This is a genomic window from Pseudomonas pudica, assembly GCF_015680405.1.
In the GTDB taxonomy this organism is placed as follows: domain Bacteria; phylum Pseudomonadota; class Gammaproteobacteria; order Pseudomonadales; family Pseudomonadaceae; genus Aquipseudomonas; species Aquipseudomonas pudica.
In genome coordinates this window covers 107,656-125,991 of sequence record NZ_JADLJS010000005.1, presented here as the reverse complement: position 1 = coordinate 125,991, position 18,336 = coordinate 107,656, and the positions used below count along the sequence as shown (strand labels likewise).

Sequence of the window (18,336 nt, the reverse complement as noted above, 5' to 3'; positions counted from 1 at the left end):
CGGCGGTCCAACACAAAACCTGAAACCACCGCGGCCGCTCCCACAATGATCGCGATCTATCGGGCTATCGCGTTCTTGCCGTTTCCCTTGGCCCGGTACAGCGCCGTGTCGGCACGCGCCAGCAGTGCATGCTGGTCCTCTCCTTCCTTCCATTGCACCACGCCGTAGCTCATGGTCAGCCGGCAATCGCCCACCGGCTCCACCTGCACCATCGCCTGACGCAAGCGTGCTGCCACCTCCAGCGCCTCGCCCAGCGAGGCCTGCGGCAATACGATGACGAACTCGTCTCCACCCCAGCGCGCCAGCAGGTCCTGCTGCCGCAGACAGGTACGCAGGACGTCGACCACCCGCACCAGCGCCGCATCGCCACGGGCATGGCCAAAGCGGTCATTGATCGGTTTGAAGTCGTCCAGGTCCATGGCAATGAGCGACAACGGCTGGCGAAAGCGCTGGGCACGCTCGCACTCCTGTTGCAGCGCCTTTTCCAGCCGATAGCGGTTGGCAATGCGGGTCAATGCATCGCGCTCGGCCAGCTCGCGGTTTTCGTCCAGCTGCCGCTGCAGTTGCTGGTTCACCCAGGACAGCTCGCGGGTGCGTTCGGCCACCTGGCTTTCCAGCGACTGGTTCCTTTGCTCCAGTTGCGCCACCAGGCGCTTGTTAGGGCATTCCAGTCCCAGATGCCATCGCTGATCAGATCGAACAACGTATGCAACTGGTGTTCACTGAAGCCGGTGGGTACCGGCCGGGTTTCCTGACTCAGGACGCTCCCCCTGGCTCCTGGCGCACCCGAACAGAATAGCCCCGACGCCCTGTTTTGGCGGTGCTGAGGACGGGCATGGATTGAGGACGCTCAAGCCAGATGCAACAGCGCCTCCTCCACTGCAGCAACCACCTGGTTGCCCTTGGCACCTGGCAGCCGCCATGCGGCGATGGTCACACCCAGTGGCACCGCGAGGTCGATGGGGGCGACCAGTTCGCCGCTGTCGAGGTAGCGCTGCACCAGGCTTCTGCGCCCTATCAGCACCCCGGCGGCCAGCAGCGCTTGCTGCAAGGCGATCGAGTACAGGGAAAAACCCGGCCCGCGGGCAACGAACTTGTGCCCGGGCATCACCGCTCCCGTCCACACTGCCCAGTCGTTCCAGCCCACGTCGGCAATGCAACGGGCGTCGGCAAGGTCCTCGGGCTTGGCGATGCTGGCGGCCAAGGCCGGCACACACACGGGCAGGATTTCTTCCGTGGCTATCCTGCGTTGCCAGCGCTCGGGTTTTTCGGTGTAGAACAGGCACAGGTCGAACGGGCTGCGCTTCAGGTTGGGCGGTTCATCCACCGCCGTCACCGAGATCTCGATGGGTGCCAGCAGTCGGGTCAGTTCCGGCAGGCGTGGCCCGATCCACAACTGCGCCAGGGCAGGCGATGTGACGATATGCACCCGCTGTGGTGCGGCCAGACGGCGCAGCGTGCGCGCAGCGGCCTCCACGGCGTCGAACGCCTCGGTGAACTGGCCTTTCACGCTTTCGCCCAAGGGCGTCAGGCGCACGCCTTTTGCGTGGCGCTCGAACAAGGCCGCGCCGTATTCGCTTTCCAGGGTCTTGACCAGGGCGGCGATGGCCCCCGGGGTCACCTTCAGTTCGAGTGCGGCACGGGCAAAACCGCCCAGGCGGGCTGAAGCTTCGAAGGCACGCAGGGCATTGAGCTGCAGCGAGTGCCGGGTAGGAGTATCGAGGTACACGCTTTCAGGCCTATTTTTTTTAGGCCTACTATTCCAGAAATCTGACGTTGAGGCCAACTGTCGCGCGCATTAACGTGGACGTGCCGCCCTTGCACCGTCTGCACACTTTCAAGGATTTCAAATGCCGTATCCAAGCGGGACCCAAGCGTTCAGGCAAGGTGCCCACAGCGCCCTGCCATTGACCTCCGGCATCGTGCCCTTCGGCCTGATCACCGGGGTGACGGCGATCGGCATAGGCCTGTCGCCAACCGATGCCATCGGCATGACCTTGCTGTTCTACTCCGGGTCCGCGCAAATGGTAGTGATGCAGCTGATGCAAAGCGCTGCCCTGCCGGTGACCATGGTAGTCACCGCGCTGGTGATCAATTTGCGCTTCCTGATGTACAGCGCCAGCCTGGCGCCACACCTGGGCCAGCTGCCGCGTCGCCACAAGTGGCCGATGGCGTACATGCTGTCAGACCAGTCCTTCGCCCTGTGCACGCTGAAGATGGGCTCGGGCGGGCTCGGGCAGTCTGCCTACCCCTACTATGCCGGTACGGCAATCACCATGTTCTTCGGCTGGAACCTCTCGGTGCTGGCGGGCATGTACCTGGGCGCGAGCATCCCTGAGGACTGGTCGCTGGGCTTTGCAATTCCATTGTCATTCCTGGCGCTGTTGATACCTGGCATTCGCAATGCGGCCACGCTTGGCGCAGCGTTGACCGGCGGCGTGCTCGCCGTGCTGGCCACCAACCTGCCCTACAACCTAGGCCTGCTGACTGGCGCGCTGGGCGGCATCATCGCCGGGCTGGCCATCGAGAACTGGCAAAAGCAGCAATCTGCGGCAGCAGCCGATACCGAACAGGAAGCATCATGAGCGAACCGACCCAATGGATAACCTTCATTCTGATCGGCCTGGGCACCTTCGCCATCCGCTTGTCGTTCATCGAGTTGCATACGGTATTGCGCATCCCCCCACTGTTTCGCCGCGCCCTGGCGTATGTGCCGGCCAGCGTGCTGGCCGCCTTGGTACTGCCGGCAGTGGTGTTGCCCGATCGGCAGGCGGGAATCGACTGGATGAACCCGCAGATACCGGCAGCGATACTGGCCGCGCTGGTGGCGTGGCGCACGCGCAGCACAATGCTGACGCTGATTGTGGGCATGGGAGTGCTGTGGGCCTTGAAGCATCTGGGGATGTAGAAATACGCAGGTTCAAGGCTTCCCGATTTCGCGTCATCAACACTGGGTGGACGCGGTAAGGGAACGAAAGGAAATGGCGTCCCAGGCAGGAATTGAACCTGCAACCTTCCCCTTAGGAGGGGGATGCTCTATCCAATTGAGCTACTGAGACGCAAGTGCCGACAGCGGACGCTGCACAGCAGGACGGCCAGCATGTTAACCAGCACGCTGGCGTTTGTCATGCCTCAAGCGGGCTTTTTCGCGTAATCCTTTTCTGCCAATGCTACACCTGTGGCAGCACGCCTTCATCACGCAGCAGCACGAACAGTCCCTCGACCGCGGTTTCCAGGGTGGTGGAGTTGTCCAGCACATGCAGCGACGGATCGGCCAGCGCCTGCAAGCGTGCATTTCGTGCCAGGCGCTGCTCGACTTCCTCTGCGCTTTCCCGGCCGCGGGCCACCAGGCGCTCGCGCAATACCTCGTGCCTGACCTCGACCAGCACTGCCAACAGGTTCGGGTAGCGCCGGCGTGCCTCGGCCAGATATGCCCGCGAACCATTCACCAGCACCGCCCTGCCCTCCGCCAGCCACCGGTCCACCTGTAGTGGGATACCGTAATCCAGACCATTGGCCCGCCAATGCATGGCAAACGCCCCTTGCTCGCGCAGTGCTTCGAACTGTTCGGACGTAACTCCATGGGCGGCTTCGCCCTTTGCTTCGGCCGACCGGGTAATGACGCGACGGGCGATTTCCACCCCCGCGGCTGCCAACCGCTCACGAGAAGCGTCGATCAGGGAATCTTTCCCGGAACCCGACGGTCCTACCAGATATATCAACCGGCCCGTCCCTGATTGGCGGTCGCTTGCGTCATGTTGCATAGCCACTATGCTCTATGGAGGGAAATCGGCACATTCTAGGGTGTTTACCGGCCTTTTGCTGCGTTTTACCAGTTTTTGACGGCAAAAGTCTGACGATCGAGTAAGCCTGAGCATGTAAAACTTTTCAAACCAGTACTCATTTCTGATAATTGGTACTGGCACAAAGCCTTTATTCGGCTCACTATTTGTCACAGAATTGACGCCAAGGAAACGGCGACCATGAGGCAAGATGAGCATCCATTTTTCACAGACGGTTGAACATTTCATCGTCGCTACGGTCGTACTACCACCCCGTGCGGCCAATTTGAGAACCGCTTCCCCTGAACCAAAATCCGGTCAATTTATATGCGCCCAATGAAACAGGCTATTTATTCGAGCCGCACCGCTGACAAGTTCGTCGTCCGCCTGCCAGACGGGATGCGTGAGCGCATTGCCGAGGTAGCGCGCAACCATCACCGCAGCATGAACTCCGAAATCATCGCGCGCCTGGAACAGAGCCTTATCCAGGAAGGTGCGCTGGGTGACGAGTTGAGCATGCGCCTGGACAGCCCCGAACTGTCCCTGCATGAACGCGAGTTGCTGCAACGCTTCCGTCAACTGTCGCACCGCCAGCAGAACGCGCTGGTCGCCCTCATCGCTCACGATGTGGAAATGGCTACCGACGCCTCCTGAGGTTTGCAGCCGAACACAAAAAAGCCAGCGAAAGCTGGCTTTTTTGTGGGCTCACCACGGCTGTGGGATCACTATTTCCGTGGGAGCGGCCTTGTGTCGCGAAAGGGCCGCAGAGCGGCCCCACGATGTCTGCAGTGCCGCACAAATTTCCGGGGCTGCTTCGCAGCCCTTTCGCGACACAAGGCCGCTCCCACAGAGACCTAATCGGTTACAGCAGGAACAGTGTGGCCAGCCCGAGGAAGATGAAGAAGCCACCGCTGTCGGTAACGGCAGTAATCATCACGCTCGACCCCATCGCCGGGTCGCGCCCCAGGCGTGTCAGGGTCATCGGGATCAACACCCCCATCAAGGCCGCCAACAGCAGGTTCAAGGTCATCGCCGCAGTCATCACCAAGCCCAACGACCAGCTGCCATACAACCAGAACGCCACCGCACCGATCACCCCGCCCCAGATCAGGCCGTTGAGCAGCGATACCGCCAGCTCCTTGCGCATCAGGCGGCTGGTATTGCCCGGCGACACCTGGTCCAGCGCCATGGCGCGCACGATCATGGTGATGGTCTGGTTACCGGAGTTGCCACCAATACCCGCCACGATCGGCATCAGCGCAGCCAGGGCGACCAGCTTCTCGATCGAACCTTCGAACAGGCCAATCACACGCGACGCAACGAAAGCGGTAATCAGGTTGATGGCCAACCAGGCCCAGCGGTTGCGCAGCGAACGCCAGACCGAGGCGAAGATGTCTTCTTCCTCGCGCAAACCGGCCATGTTCAGCACTTCGCTTTCACTTTCTTCACGAATCAGGTCGACCATTTCGTCGATGGTCAAGCGGCCGATCAGGCGTTCGTTCTTGTCCACGACCGGCGCAGATACCAGGTCATAACGCTCGAAGGCCTGCGCCGCGTCATAGGCATCTTCGTCGGGGTGGAAGGAAACCGGGTCGGTCGCCATGACCTCCGCCACCTTCTTCTCCGGGTCGTTGACCAGCAAGCGCTTGATCGGCAATACGCCCTTCAGAATACCGTCATAGTCCACCACGAACAGTTTGTCGGTGTGGTTCGGCAGTTCTTTCAAACGGCGCAGGTAGCGCAACACCACTTCGAGGCTGACGTCTTCGCGGATGGTGACCATCTCGAAGTCCATCAACGCACCAACCTGCTCCTCGTCGTAGCTCAGCGCCGAACGCACGCGCTCGCGTTGCTGCGCATCGAGGGTTTCCATCAGCTCGTGAACAACGTCTCGCGGCAGCTCAGGAGCCAGGTCGGCCAGTTCGTCGGCGTCCATTTCCTTGGCGGCGGCGAGCAGTTCGTGATCGTCCATGTCGGCGATCAGCGATTGCCGCACGGCGTCGGACACTTCCAGCAGGATGTCGCCATCGCGATCCGAGCGCACCAGCTGCCAGACCGTCAGGCGGTCTTCCAGTGGCAAGGCTTCAAGGATGTAGGCGATGTCGGCGGGGTGCAGGTCATCGAGCTTGCGCTGCAGCTCGACGAGGTTCTGGCGGTGGACCAGGTTTTCCACCAGGTCGTTGTGGGCGCCTTCCTGACGGTGGGTCAGGTCTTCGACCACGCGCTGGCGTTGCAGCAGTTCGACCACCTGGGCCAGGCGGTCCTGCAGGCTTTCCTGCGCTTTTTTTACTTCTACTTCAGTCATAGGCGAACTCCACTCCCAGCAGCGGAGCACGCCGGGAGAATCAATCGGTCAGATCTTTCTGTATGAATCTTGTTAGCGAGTAACTACTGGGTAAGTCCATGGTGGTTTTCCACAAGCCCCGGCGGGGCTGACGGGCGCAATCATACACTGCTAAAGCTGTCAGATCGCTTAAAATTTTGGCCAGAACAATCGTTTGCGTGATAAAGCTGGGACAACGCTCGAAGCTATCAGTGCGACGGTGGGTCTGGCGGTTAAAGCACATTTGTTGTGTGCCTGGATGTGTATGCGATACCTGATCGAATTCGGGGCTGCTTTGCAGCCCTTTCGCCGGCAAGCCAGCCCCCACAGGGACGACACAGTCCAGAGAGCAGCGCGAGTCCTGTGGGAGCTGGCTCGCCGGCGATGGGCCGCATGGCGGCCCCGAGCTACACCACAATCATTACAGAAGAGCGTAGATGGACATCAGCAACAATTCATTGGCGCAGAAAAACAAAAAGCCCGCTCTATTGAGCGGGCTTCTTGATTTTGTGTGGCGGACTCAGGAGGATTCGAACCTCCGACCGCTCGGTTCGTAGCCGAGTACTCTATCCAGCTGAGCTATGAGTCCGTGGTGGTACTTTTTAGACCAGGTTACCACTGGTTGACTGAAGTGCCTTTGCAAGCAGAGCCACTTCAAAAAGTGGCGGACTCAGCAGGATTCGAACCTGCGACCGCTCGGTTCGTAGCCGAGTACTCTATCCAGCTGAGCTATGAGTCCGCGATGGTATTTTTAGACCAGATTACCACTGGTTGATTGAAGTAGCCTTGCAAACAAAGCCACTTCAAAAGTGGCGGACTCAGGAGGATTCGAACCTCCGACCGCTCGGTTCGTAGCCGAGTACTCTATCCAGCTGAGCTATGAGTCCGTGTCTTGCCGCGCATTATAGGTCGCTGAAACATTTTTGCAAGAACTTTTTCGTTTAAAATCAACTACTTAGCGTTCTTACCGTTTACAGCGCCCTAAGCGAATAATGGCGGTGAAGGGGGGATTCGAACCCCCGATACCCTTATGAGGTATACTCCCTTAGCAGGGGAGCGCCTTCGGCCACTCGGCCACCTCACCGCAACACGAGGCGAATATTAAACAGGCTCTTCCTCGTTTGCAACCCTTTTTTTGAAAAAAACTTCAAAAAAATTAAAGGCTTGGCTCCTCGTCCTTCTCTTTCTTGATCCGCAGGTAGATTTCCTCGCGGTGCACAGCCACTTCCTTCGGGGCGCTGACGCCAATACGCACCTGGTTGCCTTTGACGCCGAGCACCGTCACGGTGATCTCGCCGTCTCCAATGATCAGGCTCTCGGCGCACCGACGAGTCAGAATCAACATAGCTTTCTCCTTACGCAAAACATTCAGGGGTAACAGTCTTGGGTGTCGCGGCCTGGTCGTGGACGACGACCAGGGCCCGGTTGCTCGTCACCCAGGGCAGGACAGGCCTGCGTGGCGAGCAGAAACGCGAAGGGCGCGGCAAGCCGCGCCCTTCCAGGCAGCGTATTACTCGCTCTGTCGTGCCGGAGCGTCGAGTTCGAACGCGGTGTGCAGCGCGCGCACGGCCAGCTCCAGGTACTTCTCTTCGATCACGACCGAAACCTTGATCTCGGAGGTGGAGATCATCTGGATGTTGATGCTCTCCTTGGCCAGGGCTTCGAACATGCGGCTGGCAACACCGGCGTGCGAACGCATGCCGACGCCAACGATCGAGACCTTGGCGATCTTGGTGTCACCGATCACTTCACGGGCACCGATTTCGCGGGCAGTGTTTTCCAGCACGCTCTGCGCCTTCTCGTACTCGTTGCGGTGCACGGTGAAGGTGAAGTCGGTGGTGTTATCGTGGGCAACGTTCTGCACGATCATGTCGACCTCGATGTTCGAGGCGCTGATCGGGCCGAGGATCTTGAAGGCCACGCCCGGAGTGTCCGGCACGCCGCGAATGGTCAGCTTGGCTTCATCACGGTTGAAGGCGATACCGGAAATGATCGGCTGTTCCATGGATTCCTCTTCATCAATGGTAATGAGGGTACCCGGACCCTCCTTGAAGCTGTGCAGCACGCGCAGCGGAACGTTGTACTTGCCGGCGAACTCCACCGAACGGATCTGCAGCACCTTGGAACCGAGGCTGGCCATTTCCAGCATCTCTTCGAAGGTGATCTTCTCCAGGCGCTGGGCCTGTGGCACAACGCGCGGGTCGGTGGTGTAGACGCCATCGACGTCGGTGTAGATCTGGCACTCATCAGCCTTCAGCGCAGCCGCCAGGGCCACACCCGTGGTGTCGGAGCCGCCACGGCCCAGGGTGGTGATGCTGCCGTGCTCGTCGACGCCCTGGAAGCCCGCTACCACGACCACGCGGCCTTCCTTGAGGTCGGCACGAATCTTCTGGTCGTCGATCTGCAGGATGCGCGCCTTGTTGTGCGCGCTGTCAGTGAGAATGCGCACCTGGTTGCCGGTGTAGGACACCGCTGGCACACCACGCTTGATCAAGGCCATGGTCAGCAGGGCAATGGTGACCTGCTCACCGGTCGACACGATCACATCCAGTTCACGCGGAACCGGCTGATCGGTGATCTGCTTGGCCAGGTCGATCAGGCGATTGGTTTCACCGCTCATTGCCGACAACACAACCACCAGGTCGTCGCCCGCCTCACGGTGTTTCTTGACCTTATCGGCTACCTGCTCGATCCGCTCGATGGAACCGACAGAGGTGCCGCCAAATTTCTGTACGATCAACGCCATTTCAATGGTGCCTCAGCCCATACAGGGCCCCAAAAAACAATCCAACATGAAGAGGCCGCGACTAGACCGCCGGCCCCTTCATCTCAAAGTCCCTGCTCTGCGAATGGCACGGCCAGCGCCAGGGCCTGGTCCAGTGCAGCGACGTCGACGCCGCCACCCTGGGCCATGTCCGGACGGCCACCGCCCTTGCCACCCACCGCCGCAGCGGCTTGTTTCATCAGATCGCCAGCCTTGAGTTGGCTGGAGAGGTCCTTGGTCACGCCGGCCACCAGCACGACTTTGCCCTCATGCTCGCTGCCCAGCAGGATCACTGCGTGGCCGAGCTTGTTCTTCAGCTGATCGACCAGCGCCAGCAGGGCCTTGCCGTCCTGCCCATCCAGGCGGGCGGCGAGCACCTTGGCGCCCTTGACCTCAACGGCCGCGTTGGAGAGATCATCCCCGGCGGCGCTGGCGGCCTTGGCCTGCAGCTGTTCCAGCTGCTTCTCCAGCTGGCGGTTGCGCTCGAGCACAGCCGACAGCTTGTCGATCAGGTTGTCGCGGTTACCCTTCACCAGCTGGGCGGCTTCCTTGACCTGCTCTTCGGCAGCGTTCAGGTAGGCCAGCGCAGCAGCGCCGGTGACCGCTTCGATGCGGCGCACGCCAGAGGCCACGCCGCCTTCGCTGATGATCTTGAACAGGCTGATGTCACCGGTGCGCTTGGCGTGGATACCGCCGCACAGCTCCACCGAGAAATCGCCGCCCATGCTCAGCACACGCACGGTGTCGCCGTACTTCTCGCCGAACAGCGCCATGGCACCCTTGGCCTTGGCGGTTTCGATGTCGGTCAATTCGGTTTCCACCGCAGTGTTCTTGCGCACTTCGCGGTTGACGATGTCTTCCAGGGCCTTGATCTGCTCCGGTTTCACCGCTTCGAAGTGGCTGAAGTCGAAACGCAGGCGCTGGCTGTCGACCAGCGAGCCTTTCTGCTGCACGTGCTCGCCCAGTACCTGGCGCAGCGCTTCGTGCAGCAGGTGGGTGGCAGAGTGGTTCAGCGAGGTGGCGTGCTGCACCTCGGCATCGACCTTGGCCTCGACCGGCGAACCGATCACCAGCGCGCCGCTGGCAACCACGCCATGGTGCAGGAAGGCACCACCGGTCTTGGTGGTGTCGCGCACATCGAAGCGCGCAGCGCCAGCCTGCAGGTAGCCGGTGTCGCCCACCTGGCCACCGGATTCGGCGTAGAACGGCGTGCGATCGAGCACGACCACGCCCTGCTCGCCTTCACCCAGCTGGTCGACGGCCTGGCCGTCCTTGTACAGGGCGATGATCTTGCCCTGGCCTTCGGTGGCCTCGTAGCCGAGGAACTCGGTGGCACTGTCGACCTTGACCAGGCTGTTGTAATCCATGCCGAAGGCGCTGGCGGAACGGGCACGCTCACGCTGGGCGTCCATCTCGCGCTCGAAACCGGCTTCGTCGATGGTCAGCTCGCGCTCGCGGGCAATGTCGGCGGTCAGGTCCATCGGGAAGCCGTAGGTGTCGTACAGCTTGAACACCACGTCGCCCGGCACCACGTCGCCCTTCAGCTGGGCCAGGTCCTGCTCGAGGATGCGCAGGCCCTGCTCCAGGGTCTTGGCGAACTGTTCTTCTTCAGCCTTGAGCACGCGCTCGATGTGCGCCTGCTGGCTGTTCAGTTCCGGGAAGGCCTCGCCCATTTCGGCGACCAGCGCGGCAACGATCTGGTAGAAGAAGCTGCCTTTGGCACCCAGCTTGTTACCGTGGCGGCAGGCGCGACGAATGATGCGGCGCAGCACGTAGCCACGGCCTTCGTTGGACGGCAGCACGCCGTCGGCGATCAGGAAGCCGCACGAACGGATGTGGTCGGCGACCACTTTCAGCGAGGCCTGCCCCTCATTGCTGCAACCGATGGCCTTGGCCGCGGCGGAAAGCAGGTTCTGGAACAGGTCGATCTCGTAGTTCGAGTGCACGTGCTGCAGCACGGCGCTGACGCGCTCCAGGCCCATGCCAGTGTCCACCGACGGCGCAGGCAGCGGGTGCAGCACGCCATCGGCGGTGCGGTTGAACTGCATGAAGACGTTGTTCCAGATCTCGATGTAGCGATCGCCGTCTTCTTCCGGCGAACCGGGTGGGCCGCCCCAGATGTCCGGGCCGTGGTCGTAGAAGATCTCGGTGCACGGGCCGCACGGGCCGGTGTCGCCCATGGTCCAGAAGTTGTCGGAGGCGTACGGGGCGCCCTTGTTGTCGCCGATGCGCACCATGCGCTCGGCCGGCACGCCGACCTCCTTGGTCCAGATATCGTAGGCTTCGTCGTCAGTGGCGTAGACGGTGACCCAGAGCTTTTCCTTTGGCAGGTTCAGCCATTTTTCCGAGGTCAGGAAGGTCCAGGCGAAGGTAATGGCATCGCGCTTGAAATAGTCGCCGAAGCTGAAGTTGCCCAGCATTTCGAAGAAGGTATGGTGGCGCGCGGTGTAACCGACGTTTTCCAGGTCGTTGTGCTTGCCGCCGGCGCGCACGCACTTCTGGCTGCTGACGGCACGCGTGTAGGCACGCTTCTCCGCACCGAGGAAGCAGTCCTTGAACTGGTTCATGCCGGCATTGGTGAACAACAGGGTCGGGTCGTTGTTCGGGATCAGCGAACTGGAGGCGACTCGGGTATGTCCCTGCTCTTCGAAGAAGCGAAGGAAGGCTTCACGGATTTCTGCGCTTTTCATAGGTTCTTCCACGGAAACGGCGGCCGTTTGGGCTAATACGTCGAATCGACGAAACGACGGCAAAGGGCGCCATTATAGCCAGCCTGAACGGGAGATACAGTGTGTTTGTACACCAGAACAGCAATCGGCGGATGAAAAGCCGTTCATGAGCACGCCCAAGGCGGCAAAGCGGACCTGCAGGCCTGCCCATGCGGTACATAAGCAACACCTGACCCGCGCAGCGGAACGGGATCCTGCTGGCCCACCTTCGCTGCCGGAGCACTCCATGCCTGAGCTGAACCTGTCCAAACTCCACTCGGATCCACACCCACTGCCTCACGAGGCTATCCTGGCCAATCCGAACCCGATCTACTACATAGATGCTCGCGAACCTGGTTACGCCCAGACCGCCTTTCCCAATGAAGACAACCCCCAGCAGCAGACCGAGGTCAAGTACATCCAGGCTGACCCCAACGTGCGAATCACCCTGGAACACACTTACCCGCTGGGGCGACGCTATCGCCGCAACACCCAGAACAGCGAGCTGCTGGTTTTCAACGTGGCCCCGCGTGCGCTGCGCGCGGATGGGCAGCAAAAGCGCGTACGTATCGCCCCTCGCGAATGCCTGCTGGAAGTGACCATCAACGATGCGGTATTCATGGTCGCCGCGCATACCGCCCAAGCCATCGCCATTCGCCTCACCGATGGCAATCACCACGTTGTCATCGCCCCGGAGGTGAAGAAGACGGTGCTGATCGACATGATAGGGAGCGGCAACAGGATCGACACCGGCGTAGGTATCGTCCACATCGACGCCCATACCGGCACGCACCAGATTGTGGTCGGTAGCGGCCCGGTACTCATCGACAAGGGCGACGCGGTTGTCAACGTCACGGGGCACCGCCTGCTTGGCCGCGAGTCCTCCAGGGTCGAGCTCTACCGTGATACCGAAAACGATGCACGACTGGCCCGGCCCGTGACGGTCGAACATCAGGCCCTGGGCAATATCGGTGTGCGAGTGACGGGTAGCGACCCGTTCAGGCAAGCAGCACAGGATGCGCTGGAGCTCCTGCGCAAACTACCCTGCGGCCAGGCGCTGCTGGCGGCCCTGGATAAAAAGGCCGGGCAGTCGGGGACACCGATCAGCCTGATCGAAGCATCCAGACACCAATTCACGACCTATACACCCAGCGACCACGAAGAAGATGAAGACGAAGGCCACTTCATCATCGACGAAAACCAGAGTAGCTGGGGCTACAGCGGCGGCACCCTGGCCTACAACCCTGGCTGGTCGACCGCTGCGCAACTGCCGCTACTCAACCTGTACCGCTGTCTGTGCCAAGGCTGGAACTCGATGACTGGCACCGTCTTTCCGGGCCAGACCGAGGTTCCAGGGAAAAACGGCACTTATCCGGTGGACAACCTGCTGCTGCAGAGCATCGGCTTGCCCACCGATTGCAAGTTCACATTTGGCGGCAGCACCGTCCTGAACACCAACCCACCCGCCTTCACTGAAAACGGGCTGCGCCAGGCGCTGCAACTGGAACTGCGCACACAGCCGTGAGCCCAGGGTACCGGGGCCAGCTCAGCCCAGTCGCTGGCCGGAGTCAGGAACGATCAGAATCCCCGCCCTGAGGCCATTCTTGACCTTGGGGTTGGGGAAAATGATGCGCGCGCCCTCCTCTTCGACCACCCAGCGCGTCTCGGCCAGGTCCTCGGCCAGCAGGTAGCCCTTGCTCAGCTCGGAGAAATTCTCGATGTCCGCCGGCAGATGCAGGTGGAAGCTGTCGCTGTGCTTGATGATCTCGCGGGACACGCTGAACAGCTGCAGGCCATCCAGCGAGCTTTCGCCCTGCGGCTCGGTGTCTTCGATGATGCGGATCAGCCTCGCTTCCAGCTTGTCGAGGTTGACCAGCTCGTTCTGCCCGAACGGTCGGGCCTTGCCCAGTTCCAGGGTAAAGGCCTCGGCCTCCAGCTGCTCGTAGGTGAAGGCGCTGAAGGTGATTGAAGACTTGCTCTGCAGCAACACTGCCTCCATGCCCGCCGCCGCCAGCCGTACCAGCTCGCGACGGGAATGCTTGCGCCCCTCTTTATAAGGGTACAAGGCAAATTGCTCGATCTTCGAGCCACGGATGGCGGTATGCAGGTCGTAGTGCAGGCGGCTGCGCCCCGGCTTGCTGAAGAACACCCGGGCGAACTGTTCAAGCTCGGCGGCACGCAATGCCTCGAAGCCACTGGACAGCTCGTGGCGCCCGTTGAACAGGCGGTTGATGTCCTGCTCGATGAAGCGCTCGCCCTTGCGGATAGCTGCCGGGTTGCCGAACAGGAACAGCACCCGGGCCTTGGGTATGATCTTGCCGTTGGCCACGCCATGCAGCAGCCGCTCGAGCAACTCGATCGGTGCCGTTTCGTTGCCGTGGATGCCGGCGGACAACAGCAAATCCAGCCCGCAATCCTCGTTTTCGGCCGGGCGCACTTCGAGCGCGCCCTCCCCCAGCCAGCGCAAACGCGCGCCCTTGGTTGTCACTTGGGTCTTCTCGGCCGGTTCGTGATCGGTGAGGGTCAGCTCAAGCAATTTGCCAAGGGCGAGCATAGGTACTTCCTTAGTGGTGGTGGCCGCAGTCGGGGCCATGGACGTGATCGTCGTCTTCGCCGACCTCCGCCGGTTCCATTTCCAGCTGCAGGCTGACCAGGTTGGTGGCCATCGGGCGCAGCAGCAGGTTGGCGTACTCGGTGTCGTCTTCCTCGACATCCACGCCGATCAACAGCTGGCCACGACCATCCTGCTGAATCCACACTTCCTTGCCTTGCCAGACCACGGCAAAGCGGGTGCAGGAAGTTTCCAGCTGGGTGCCGTCTTCATCTTCCAGGATAAGGCGCAGGGCGTCGGTCATTGCAAAGTCTCTCTTCAAGGTTGGCGTTGGAACGGATACACCGAGCCCAACTTCAGGATCTGGGTCAATTCGTCCAGTGCCGTACGGCATTCCACCAGCAACTGCGGGTCGGCCAGGTCCGCCTCGCCAAGGCGATCGCGGTAATGCTTGTCGACCCACAGCAGCAGGGTGTCGTACAGCGAGGCGGTCATGATAACGCCTTGGTTGACCGCTGCCAGTTCCGTTTCCTTCAACGCCACGCGCAAACGCAGGCAAGCCGGCCCACCGCCGTTCTGCATGCTCTGCTTGAGGTCGAATACCTTGACCTCTTTCACCGCGCCGCCCTGGCTGGTCAACTGGCCCAGGTAGGCCCAGACCCGCTCGTTGTTGCGGCACTCTTCCGGCACCACCAACAGCATGGAGCCGTCGTCGCGGCTGAGCAGCTGGCTGTTGAACAGATAGGAACGCACCGCGTCCTCCACCGTCACCGCTGCCCGTGGCACGCAGATGGCCTGGAAGTTGCCACCCTTGCTGGCCAGTTTAGCTCGCAGCTGGCCAAGTACCGCGTCGGTGTCGAGGAAAGCGTCCTCGTGATAGAACAGCACCTCGCCGTTGCCCACCGCAATCACATCGTTGTGGAACACGCCCTGGTCGATCACGGCCGGGTTCTGTTGAGCGTAGACCACGCCGTCATCGCGCAGGCCATGCAGCCGGGCCACGGCCTGGGAGGCTTCCAGGGTTTGCCGGGCCGGGTACTTCTGCGGCGCCGGGTAGCGGCTGTCGAAGGCGCTGCGGCCGTAGACGAAGAACTCCACGCCGGCCTCGCCATACGCACGGCAGAAGCGCGTGTGGTTGGCCGCACCCTCGTCACCGAACTGCGCCACGGCAGGCAGTGCCTCGTGGTGGGCAAAGTGCTTGTCATCGCTGAACATGGCACCCAGCACGCGGCTGGTGGTTGGGTGCTCGATGCTGCGGTGGTACTTGCAGTTGAGGTTGGCAGCGGTGAAGTGCACGCGGCCATCGGCGGTGTCGGCACTGGGGCTGACTGTGGCGGCGTTGGCCACCCACATGCTCGAGGCCGAGCAGCTGGCCACCAGCAATGGCATGGCCTCCCTGGCGGCGCGCTGGATCACTTCGGCGTCGCTGCCGCCGAAGCCCAGGCGGCGCAGTGCGGCCACGTCCGGGCGCTCCTGCGGCGCCAGCACGCCCTGCTTGAAGCCCATGTCGGCCAGCGCTTTCATCTTCGCCAGGCCCTGGCGCGCGGCTTCGCGCGGGTTGGACCCCTGCTGGCTGTTGCTCTGCGAAGCCACGTTGCCGTAGGACAGGCCGCCATAGTTGTGGGTAGGCCCCACCAGGCCATCAAAATTCACTTCGTAGGATTTCATCGGCTAGGCTCCGTGACCTGTTGTTATAGGGTGATGCCCGGCGTCAGGGTCGCCGGCAAGGCAAGGCTGGCGGTCTCCAGCGAAGCCACGGGGTAAGCGCAGTAGTCCGCCGCGTAATAGGCGCTGGCGCGGTGGTTGCCACTGGCGCCCACGCCGCCGAACGGTGCACTGCTGGCGGCACCGGTCAATTGCTTGTTCCAGTTGACGATGCCGGCGCGGCTGCGCAGCCAGAAGTACTGGTAACGGGCGCGGGAGTCGGACAGCAAGCCGGCGGCCAGGCCGTACTGGGTGTTGTTGGCCTCATCGATGGCGGCATCGAAGTCGGCATAGCGGATCACCTGCAACAGCGGGCCGAAGAACTCTTCGTCCGGGCGCTCGGCCACAGCGGTGACATCGACAATGCCCGGGGTCAGCAGTGCGGCATCGGCCTGTGGCTGGGTCATTTCCAGCAGCTTAACGGCACCCTTGGCGACCAGTTCGGCCTGGGCTGCAATCAACGCTCGCGCTGCCTGCAGTGAAATCACCGAGCCCATGAACGGCGCCGGCTGCTGATCGAACGCGCCGACCGTGATGGATCGGCTCACCTCGACCAGCCGCGCGATCAGCGCATCGCCCCAGGCGCCTTGCGGCACCAGCAGACGACGGGCGCAGGTGCAGCGCTGGCCGGCGGAAATGAACGCCGACTGGATAATGGTATACACCGCCGCATCCAGGTCCTTGACCTCATCCACCACCAGCGGGTTGTTGCCGCCCATTTCCAGGGCCAGGATCTTGTCCGGGCGGCCGGCGAACTGCTGGTGCAGCAGGTTGCCGGTGCGGCTGGAACCGGTGAAGAACAGGCCGTCGATCCCCGGGTTGGCGGCCAGCGCCACACCGGTTTCGCGCGCGCCCTGCACCAGGTTGAGCACCCCCGCCGGCAGCCCGGCGGCAATCCAGCAATTGACGGTCAGCTCAGCGACCTTGGGCGTCAGCTCGCTGGGTTTGAACACCACGCAGTTGCCCGCCAGCAGCGCCGGCACGATATGGCCGTTGGGCAGGTGGCCGGGGAAGTTGTACGGGCCGAACACCGCCACCACACCGTGGGGCTTGTGCCGCAGCACGGCCGTGGCATCGGCCAGCGGGCCACTCTTCTCGCCGGTGCGCTCGCGGTAGCTCTGCACCGAGATCGCGACCTTGTTGATCATGCTGGTGACTTCGGTCGCCGACTCCCACAGAGGCTTGCCGGTTTCCTCGCCGATGCACTGGGCCATGGCTTCGGCATGCGCTTTCAGTTGCGTGGCAAACTTCTCCAGCACATCGATACGCGCTTCCAGGCTCAATTGCGCCCAGGCCGGGAAGGCCTGTCGCGCAGCCTGCACGGCGGCATCCACCTGGCCGGCGTCAGCGCCCTGCCCCTCCCAGACGACGGCTTGCGTCACCGGGTTGAGCGACTGCAGGGTTTCACCCTGGCCAACCTGCCAATTGCCTGCGATGTAATGCGTGGTCATTTACTGGGCCTCCCGGCTTGCCGACAGCGGCACGGCGCGCACGTTGTCGCCGGCACCCATGCGCAGGCGCTTGGCGGTCAGAGGGTCGACCACCAGGGTACCGGCAGCCAGCCGCGCAGGTGCGGCCGTTATGCGGCAGTCGTCGCGTTTGCGGTTGTGGATGATGTAAGGCGTCGCGTCATCGCCCGGCGTGCCCACCGCCAGCACCAGGGTCTGGCTTTCGCGCACGGCGCGTATCCTGGAGGTGTCGCACTCGATGGCGGGGCCGGCATCGAAGATGTCGACGTAGCCCTGATAGTTGAAGCCTTCCTGCTTGAGCATGGCCAGCGCCGGCTCGGTGTCTTTGTGCACGCGGCCGATCACGTTGCGCGCCGCTTCGGAGAGGAAGCAGGTGTACAACGGGAACTTCGGCATCAGTTCGGCAATGAACGACTTGTTGCCCACGCCGGTGAGGTAGTCGGCCTGGCTGAACTCCATCTTGAAGAAGTGCCGGCCCAGGCTTTCCCAGAACGGCGAGCGGCCCTGCTCGTCGGACATGCCGCGCATTTCGGCGATGATCTTCTTGCCGAACAGCTCGGGGAACTCGGCGATGAACAGCATGCGCGCCCGCGACAGCAGGCGGCCGTTGAGGCCGGAGCGATAGTCGCTGCGCAGGAACAGCGAGCACAGCTCGGAGTTGCCGGTCAGGTCGTTGGCCAGGAACAGGGTGGGGATTTCGCGGTAGATCTTCAGCTCCTGCGAGGCGCTGACGGTCAGGCCGACCCGGTAGTTGTACCAAGGTTCGCGCAGGCCGACGGCACCGGCGATGGCACTGATGCCCACCACCATGCCTTCGTCGTTTTCCAGCACGAACAGGTAGTCGGTGTCGCCACGCTCGGCTTCGCCACGGAAGCTCTTTTCCGCCCAGCCAACACGATGCCCCAGGCGCTCTTCGTTGGCCGGCAGCGTGGTCAGCCCGGTGGTACCGGTGCTGCGTGCCAATTCGATCAACGCAGGCAAATCGCTGCTGCGTACAGGACGAACGATCATGCTATCTCCTTTTGCGGCGGCGGC

General features: G+C 62.1%; 15 protein-coding genes, 5 tRNA genes and 1 pseudogene. 4 read left to right on the top strand and 17 right to left on the bottom strand.

Features of this window, described 5'->3' with window-relative positions; genetic code table 11:
* Positions 1-56: 56 nt before the first annotated feature.
* Positions 57-760: pseudogene (locus tag IRZ77_RS05900) on the bottom strand (diguanylate cyclase).
* A 90-nt stretch (positions 761-850) separates the two neighbouring features.
* Positions 851-1,729, bottom strand: a complete 879-nt coding sequence (locus IRZ77_RS05895; RefSeq protein ID WP_085601605.1) for a LysR family transcriptional regulator — start codon at positions 1,727-1,729, stop codon at positions 851-853.
* A gap of 121 nt (positions 1,730-1,850) precedes the next feature.
* Here IRZ77_RS05895 and IRZ77_RS05890 point away from each other — a divergent pair, with 121 nt between their 5' ends.
* Together IRZ77_RS05890 and IRZ77_RS05885 are read left to right on the top strand one after the other, a co-directional pair.
* Positions 1,851-2,585, top strand: coding sequence for an AzlC family ABC transporter permease (locus tag IRZ77_RS05890; protein ID WP_196173089.1), 735 nt, complete (start codon positions 1,851-1,853; stop codon positions 2,583-2,585).
* Positions 2,582-2,908, top strand: coding sequence for an AzlD domain-containing protein (locus tag IRZ77_RS05885; RefSeq protein WP_196173087.1), 327 nt, complete (start codon positions 2,582-2,584; stop codon positions 2,906-2,908). The genes IRZ77_RS05890 and IRZ77_RS05885 overlap by 4 nt, the downstream gene beginning before the upstream one ends.
* Before the next feature lie 74 nt (positions 2,909-2,982).
* Here IRZ77_RS05885 and IRZ77_RS05880 read toward each other — a convergent pair.
* Together IRZ77_RS05880 and phnN are read right to left on the bottom strand one after the other, a co-directional pair.
* Positions 2,983-3,059: transfer RNA gene (locus IRZ77_RS05880), tRNA-Arg, on the bottom strand.
* A gap of 111 nt (positions 3,060-3,170) precedes the next feature.
* Positions 3,171-3,764 (bottom strand): phosphonate metabolism protein/1,5-bisphosphokinase (PRPP-forming) PhnN, encoded by a 594-nt coding sequence (phnN, locus tag IRZ77_RS05875; protein ID WP_046614620.1) that lies wholly within the window; start codon positions 3,762-3,764, stop codon positions 3,171-3,173.
* 345 nt (positions 3,765-4,109) lie between these two features.
* On the opposite strand from phnN, the gene IRZ77_RS05870 reads away from it, so the two are divergent.
* The gene (locus tag IRZ77_RS05870) at positions 4,110-4,436 is read left to right on the top strand and encodes an Arc family DNA-binding protein (protein WP_012273554.1); all 327 of its coding nucleotides are present in this window, start codon (positions 4,110-4,112) and stop codon (positions 4,434-4,436) included.
* 208 nt (positions 4,437-4,644) lie between these two features.
* Here the strand turns inward: IRZ77_RS05870 and mgtE are convergent, their stop codons facing one another.
* From mgtE to alaS, 8 genes are all read right to left on the bottom strand, one after another.
* Entirely contained in the window at positions 4,645-6,087 is a 1,443-nt protein-coding gene (gene mgtE / locus IRZ77_RS05865) for a magnesium transporter (protein ID WP_046614621.1), read from the bottom strand.
* A gap of 530 nt (positions 6,088-6,617) precedes the next feature.
* Positions 6,618-6,694, bottom strand: a tRNA-Arg gene (locus tag IRZ77_RS05860).
* Positions 6,695-6,767: 73 nt separating this feature from the next.
* Positions 6,768-6,844: transfer RNA gene (locus IRZ77_RS05855), tRNA-Arg, on the bottom strand.
* A gap of 71 nt (positions 6,845-6,915) precedes the next feature.
* A tRNA-Arg gene (locus IRZ77_RS05850) sits at positions 6,916-6,992 on the bottom strand.
* Between the two features lie 106 nt (positions 6,993-7,098).
* Positions 7,099-7,189: transfer RNA gene (locus IRZ77_RS05845), tRNA-Ser, on the bottom strand.
* Positions 7,190-7,261: 72 nt separating this feature from the next.
* Complete coding sequence (csrA, locus tag IRZ77_RS05840) at positions 7,262-7,450, bottom strand: carbon storage regulator CsrA (RefSeq protein WP_003254503.1); 189 nt, start codon at positions 7,448-7,450, stop codon at positions 7,262-7,264.
* Positions 7,451-7,615: 165 nt separating this feature from the next.
* A complete protein-coding gene (locus IRZ77_RS05835) occupies positions 7,616-8,851 on the bottom strand; it encodes an aspartate kinase (RefSeq protein WP_013973645.1) in 1,236 nt (411 codons plus the stop codon).
* Positions 8,852-8,934: 83 nt separating this feature from the next.
* Complete coding sequence (gene alaS / locus IRZ77_RS05830) at positions 8,935-11,559, bottom strand: alanine--tRNA ligase (RefSeq protein ID WP_046614622.1); 2,625 nt, start codon at positions 11,557-11,559, stop codon at positions 8,935-8,937.
* A 265-nt stretch (positions 11,560-11,824) separates the two neighbouring features.
* On the opposite strand from alaS, the gene IRZ77_RS05825 reads away from it, so the two are divergent.
* The gene (locus IRZ77_RS05825; RefSeq protein WP_108481254.1) at positions 11,825-13,102 is read left to right on the top strand and encodes a M91 family zinc metallopeptidase; all 1,278 of its coding nucleotides are present in this window, start codon (positions 11,825-11,827) and stop codon (positions 13,100-13,102) included.
* 21 nt (positions 13,103-13,123) lie between these two features.
* Here IRZ77_RS05825 and astE read toward each other — a convergent pair whose 3' ends face one another.
* From astE to astA, 5 genes are read right to left on the bottom strand one after another with little or no spacing between them, the layout of a single operon-like run.
* Positions 13,124-14,131, bottom strand: a complete 1,008-nt coding sequence (gene astE / locus IRZ77_RS05820) for a succinylglutamate desuccinylase (protein ID WP_046614624.1) — start codon at positions 14,129-14,131, stop codon at positions 13,124-13,126.
* Positions 14,132-14,141: 10 nt separating this feature from the next.
* Positions 14,142-14,432 carry a topoisomerase II gene (locus IRZ77_RS05815; protein ID WP_003256592.1) on the bottom strand — a complete coding sequence of 97 codons (291 nt, stop codon included), beginning with the start codon at positions 14,430-14,432 and terminating at the stop codon, positions 14,142-14,144.
* A 14-nt stretch (positions 14,433-14,446) separates the two neighbouring features.
* Positions 14,447-15,796: an N-succinylarginine dihydrolase gene (gene astB / locus IRZ77_RS05810; RefSeq protein WP_046614625.1), complete on the bottom strand. Its 1,350-nt coding sequence runs from the start codon at positions 15,794-15,796 to the stop codon at positions 14,447-14,449.
* Positions 15,797-15,819: 23 nt separating this feature from the next.
* Positions 15,820-17,283: a succinylglutamate-semialdehyde dehydrogenase gene (gene astD, locus IRZ77_RS05805; RefSeq protein ID WP_046614626.1), complete on the bottom strand. Its 1,464-nt coding sequence runs from the start codon at positions 17,281-17,283 to the stop codon at positions 15,820-15,822.
* Positions 17,284-18,312: an arginine N-succinyltransferase gene (gene astA, locus IRZ77_RS05800; protein WP_013973651.1), complete on the bottom strand. Its 1,029-nt coding sequence runs from the start codon at positions 18,310-18,312 to the stop codon at positions 17,284-17,286.
* Positions 18,313-18,336: the final 24 nt, after the last annotated feature.

Bases quoted from the DNA above. Each gene is read 5' to 3' on its own strand.
- IRZ77_RS05890 (WP_196173089.1), top strand. From the start codon at position 1,851: ATGCCGTATCCAAGCGGGACCCAAGCGTTCAGGCAAGGTGCCCACAGC.
- IRZ77_RS05885 (WP_196173087.1), top strand. From the start codon at position 2,582: ATGAGCGAACCGACCCAATGGATAACCTTCATTCTGATCGGCCTGGGC.
- phnN (WP_046614620.1), bottom strand. From the start codon at position 3,764: ATGCAACATGACGCAAGCGACCGCCAATCAGGGACGGGCCGGTTGATA.
- IRZ77_RS05870 (WP_012273554.1), top strand. From the start codon at position 4,110: ATGCGCCCAATGAAACAGGCTATTTATTCGAGCCGCACCGCTGACAAG.
- mgtE (WP_046614621.1), bottom strand. From the start codon at position 6,087: ATGACTGAAGTAGAAGTAAAAAAAGCGCAGGAAAGCCTGCAGGACCGC.
- csrA (WP_003254503.1), bottom strand. From the start codon at position 7,450: ATGTTGATTCTGACTCGTCGGTGCGCCGAGAGCCTGATCATTGGAGAC.
- IRZ77_RS05835 (WP_013973645.1), bottom strand. From the start codon at position 8,851: ATGGCGTTGATCGTACAGAAATTTGGCGGCACCTCTGTCGGTTCCATC.
- alaS (WP_046614622.1), bottom strand. From the start codon at position 11,559: ATGAAAAGCGCAGAAATCCGTGAAGCCTTCCTTCGCTTCTTCGAAGAG.
- IRZ77_RS05825 (WP_108481254.1), top strand. From the start codon at position 11,825: ATGCCTGAGCTGAACCTGTCCAAACTCCACTCGGATCCACACCCACTG.
- astE (WP_046614624.1), bottom strand. From the start codon at position 14,131: ATGCTCGCCCTTGGCAAATTGCTTGAGCTGACCCTCACCGATCACGAA.
- IRZ77_RS05815 (WP_003256592.1), bottom strand. From the start codon at position 14,432: ATGACCGACGCCCTGCGCCTTATCCTGGAAGATGAAGACGGCACCCAG.
- astB (WP_046614625.1), bottom strand. From the start codon at position 15,796: ATGAAATCCTACGAAGTGAATTTTGATGGCCTGGTGGGGCCTACCCAC.
- astD (WP_046614626.1), bottom strand. From the start codon at position 17,283: ATGACCACGCATTACATCGCAGGCAATTGGCAGGTTGGCCAGGGTGAA.
- astA (WP_013973651.1), bottom strand. From the start codon at position 18,312: ATGATCGTTCGTCCTGTACGCAGCAGCGATTTGCCTGCGTTGATCGAA.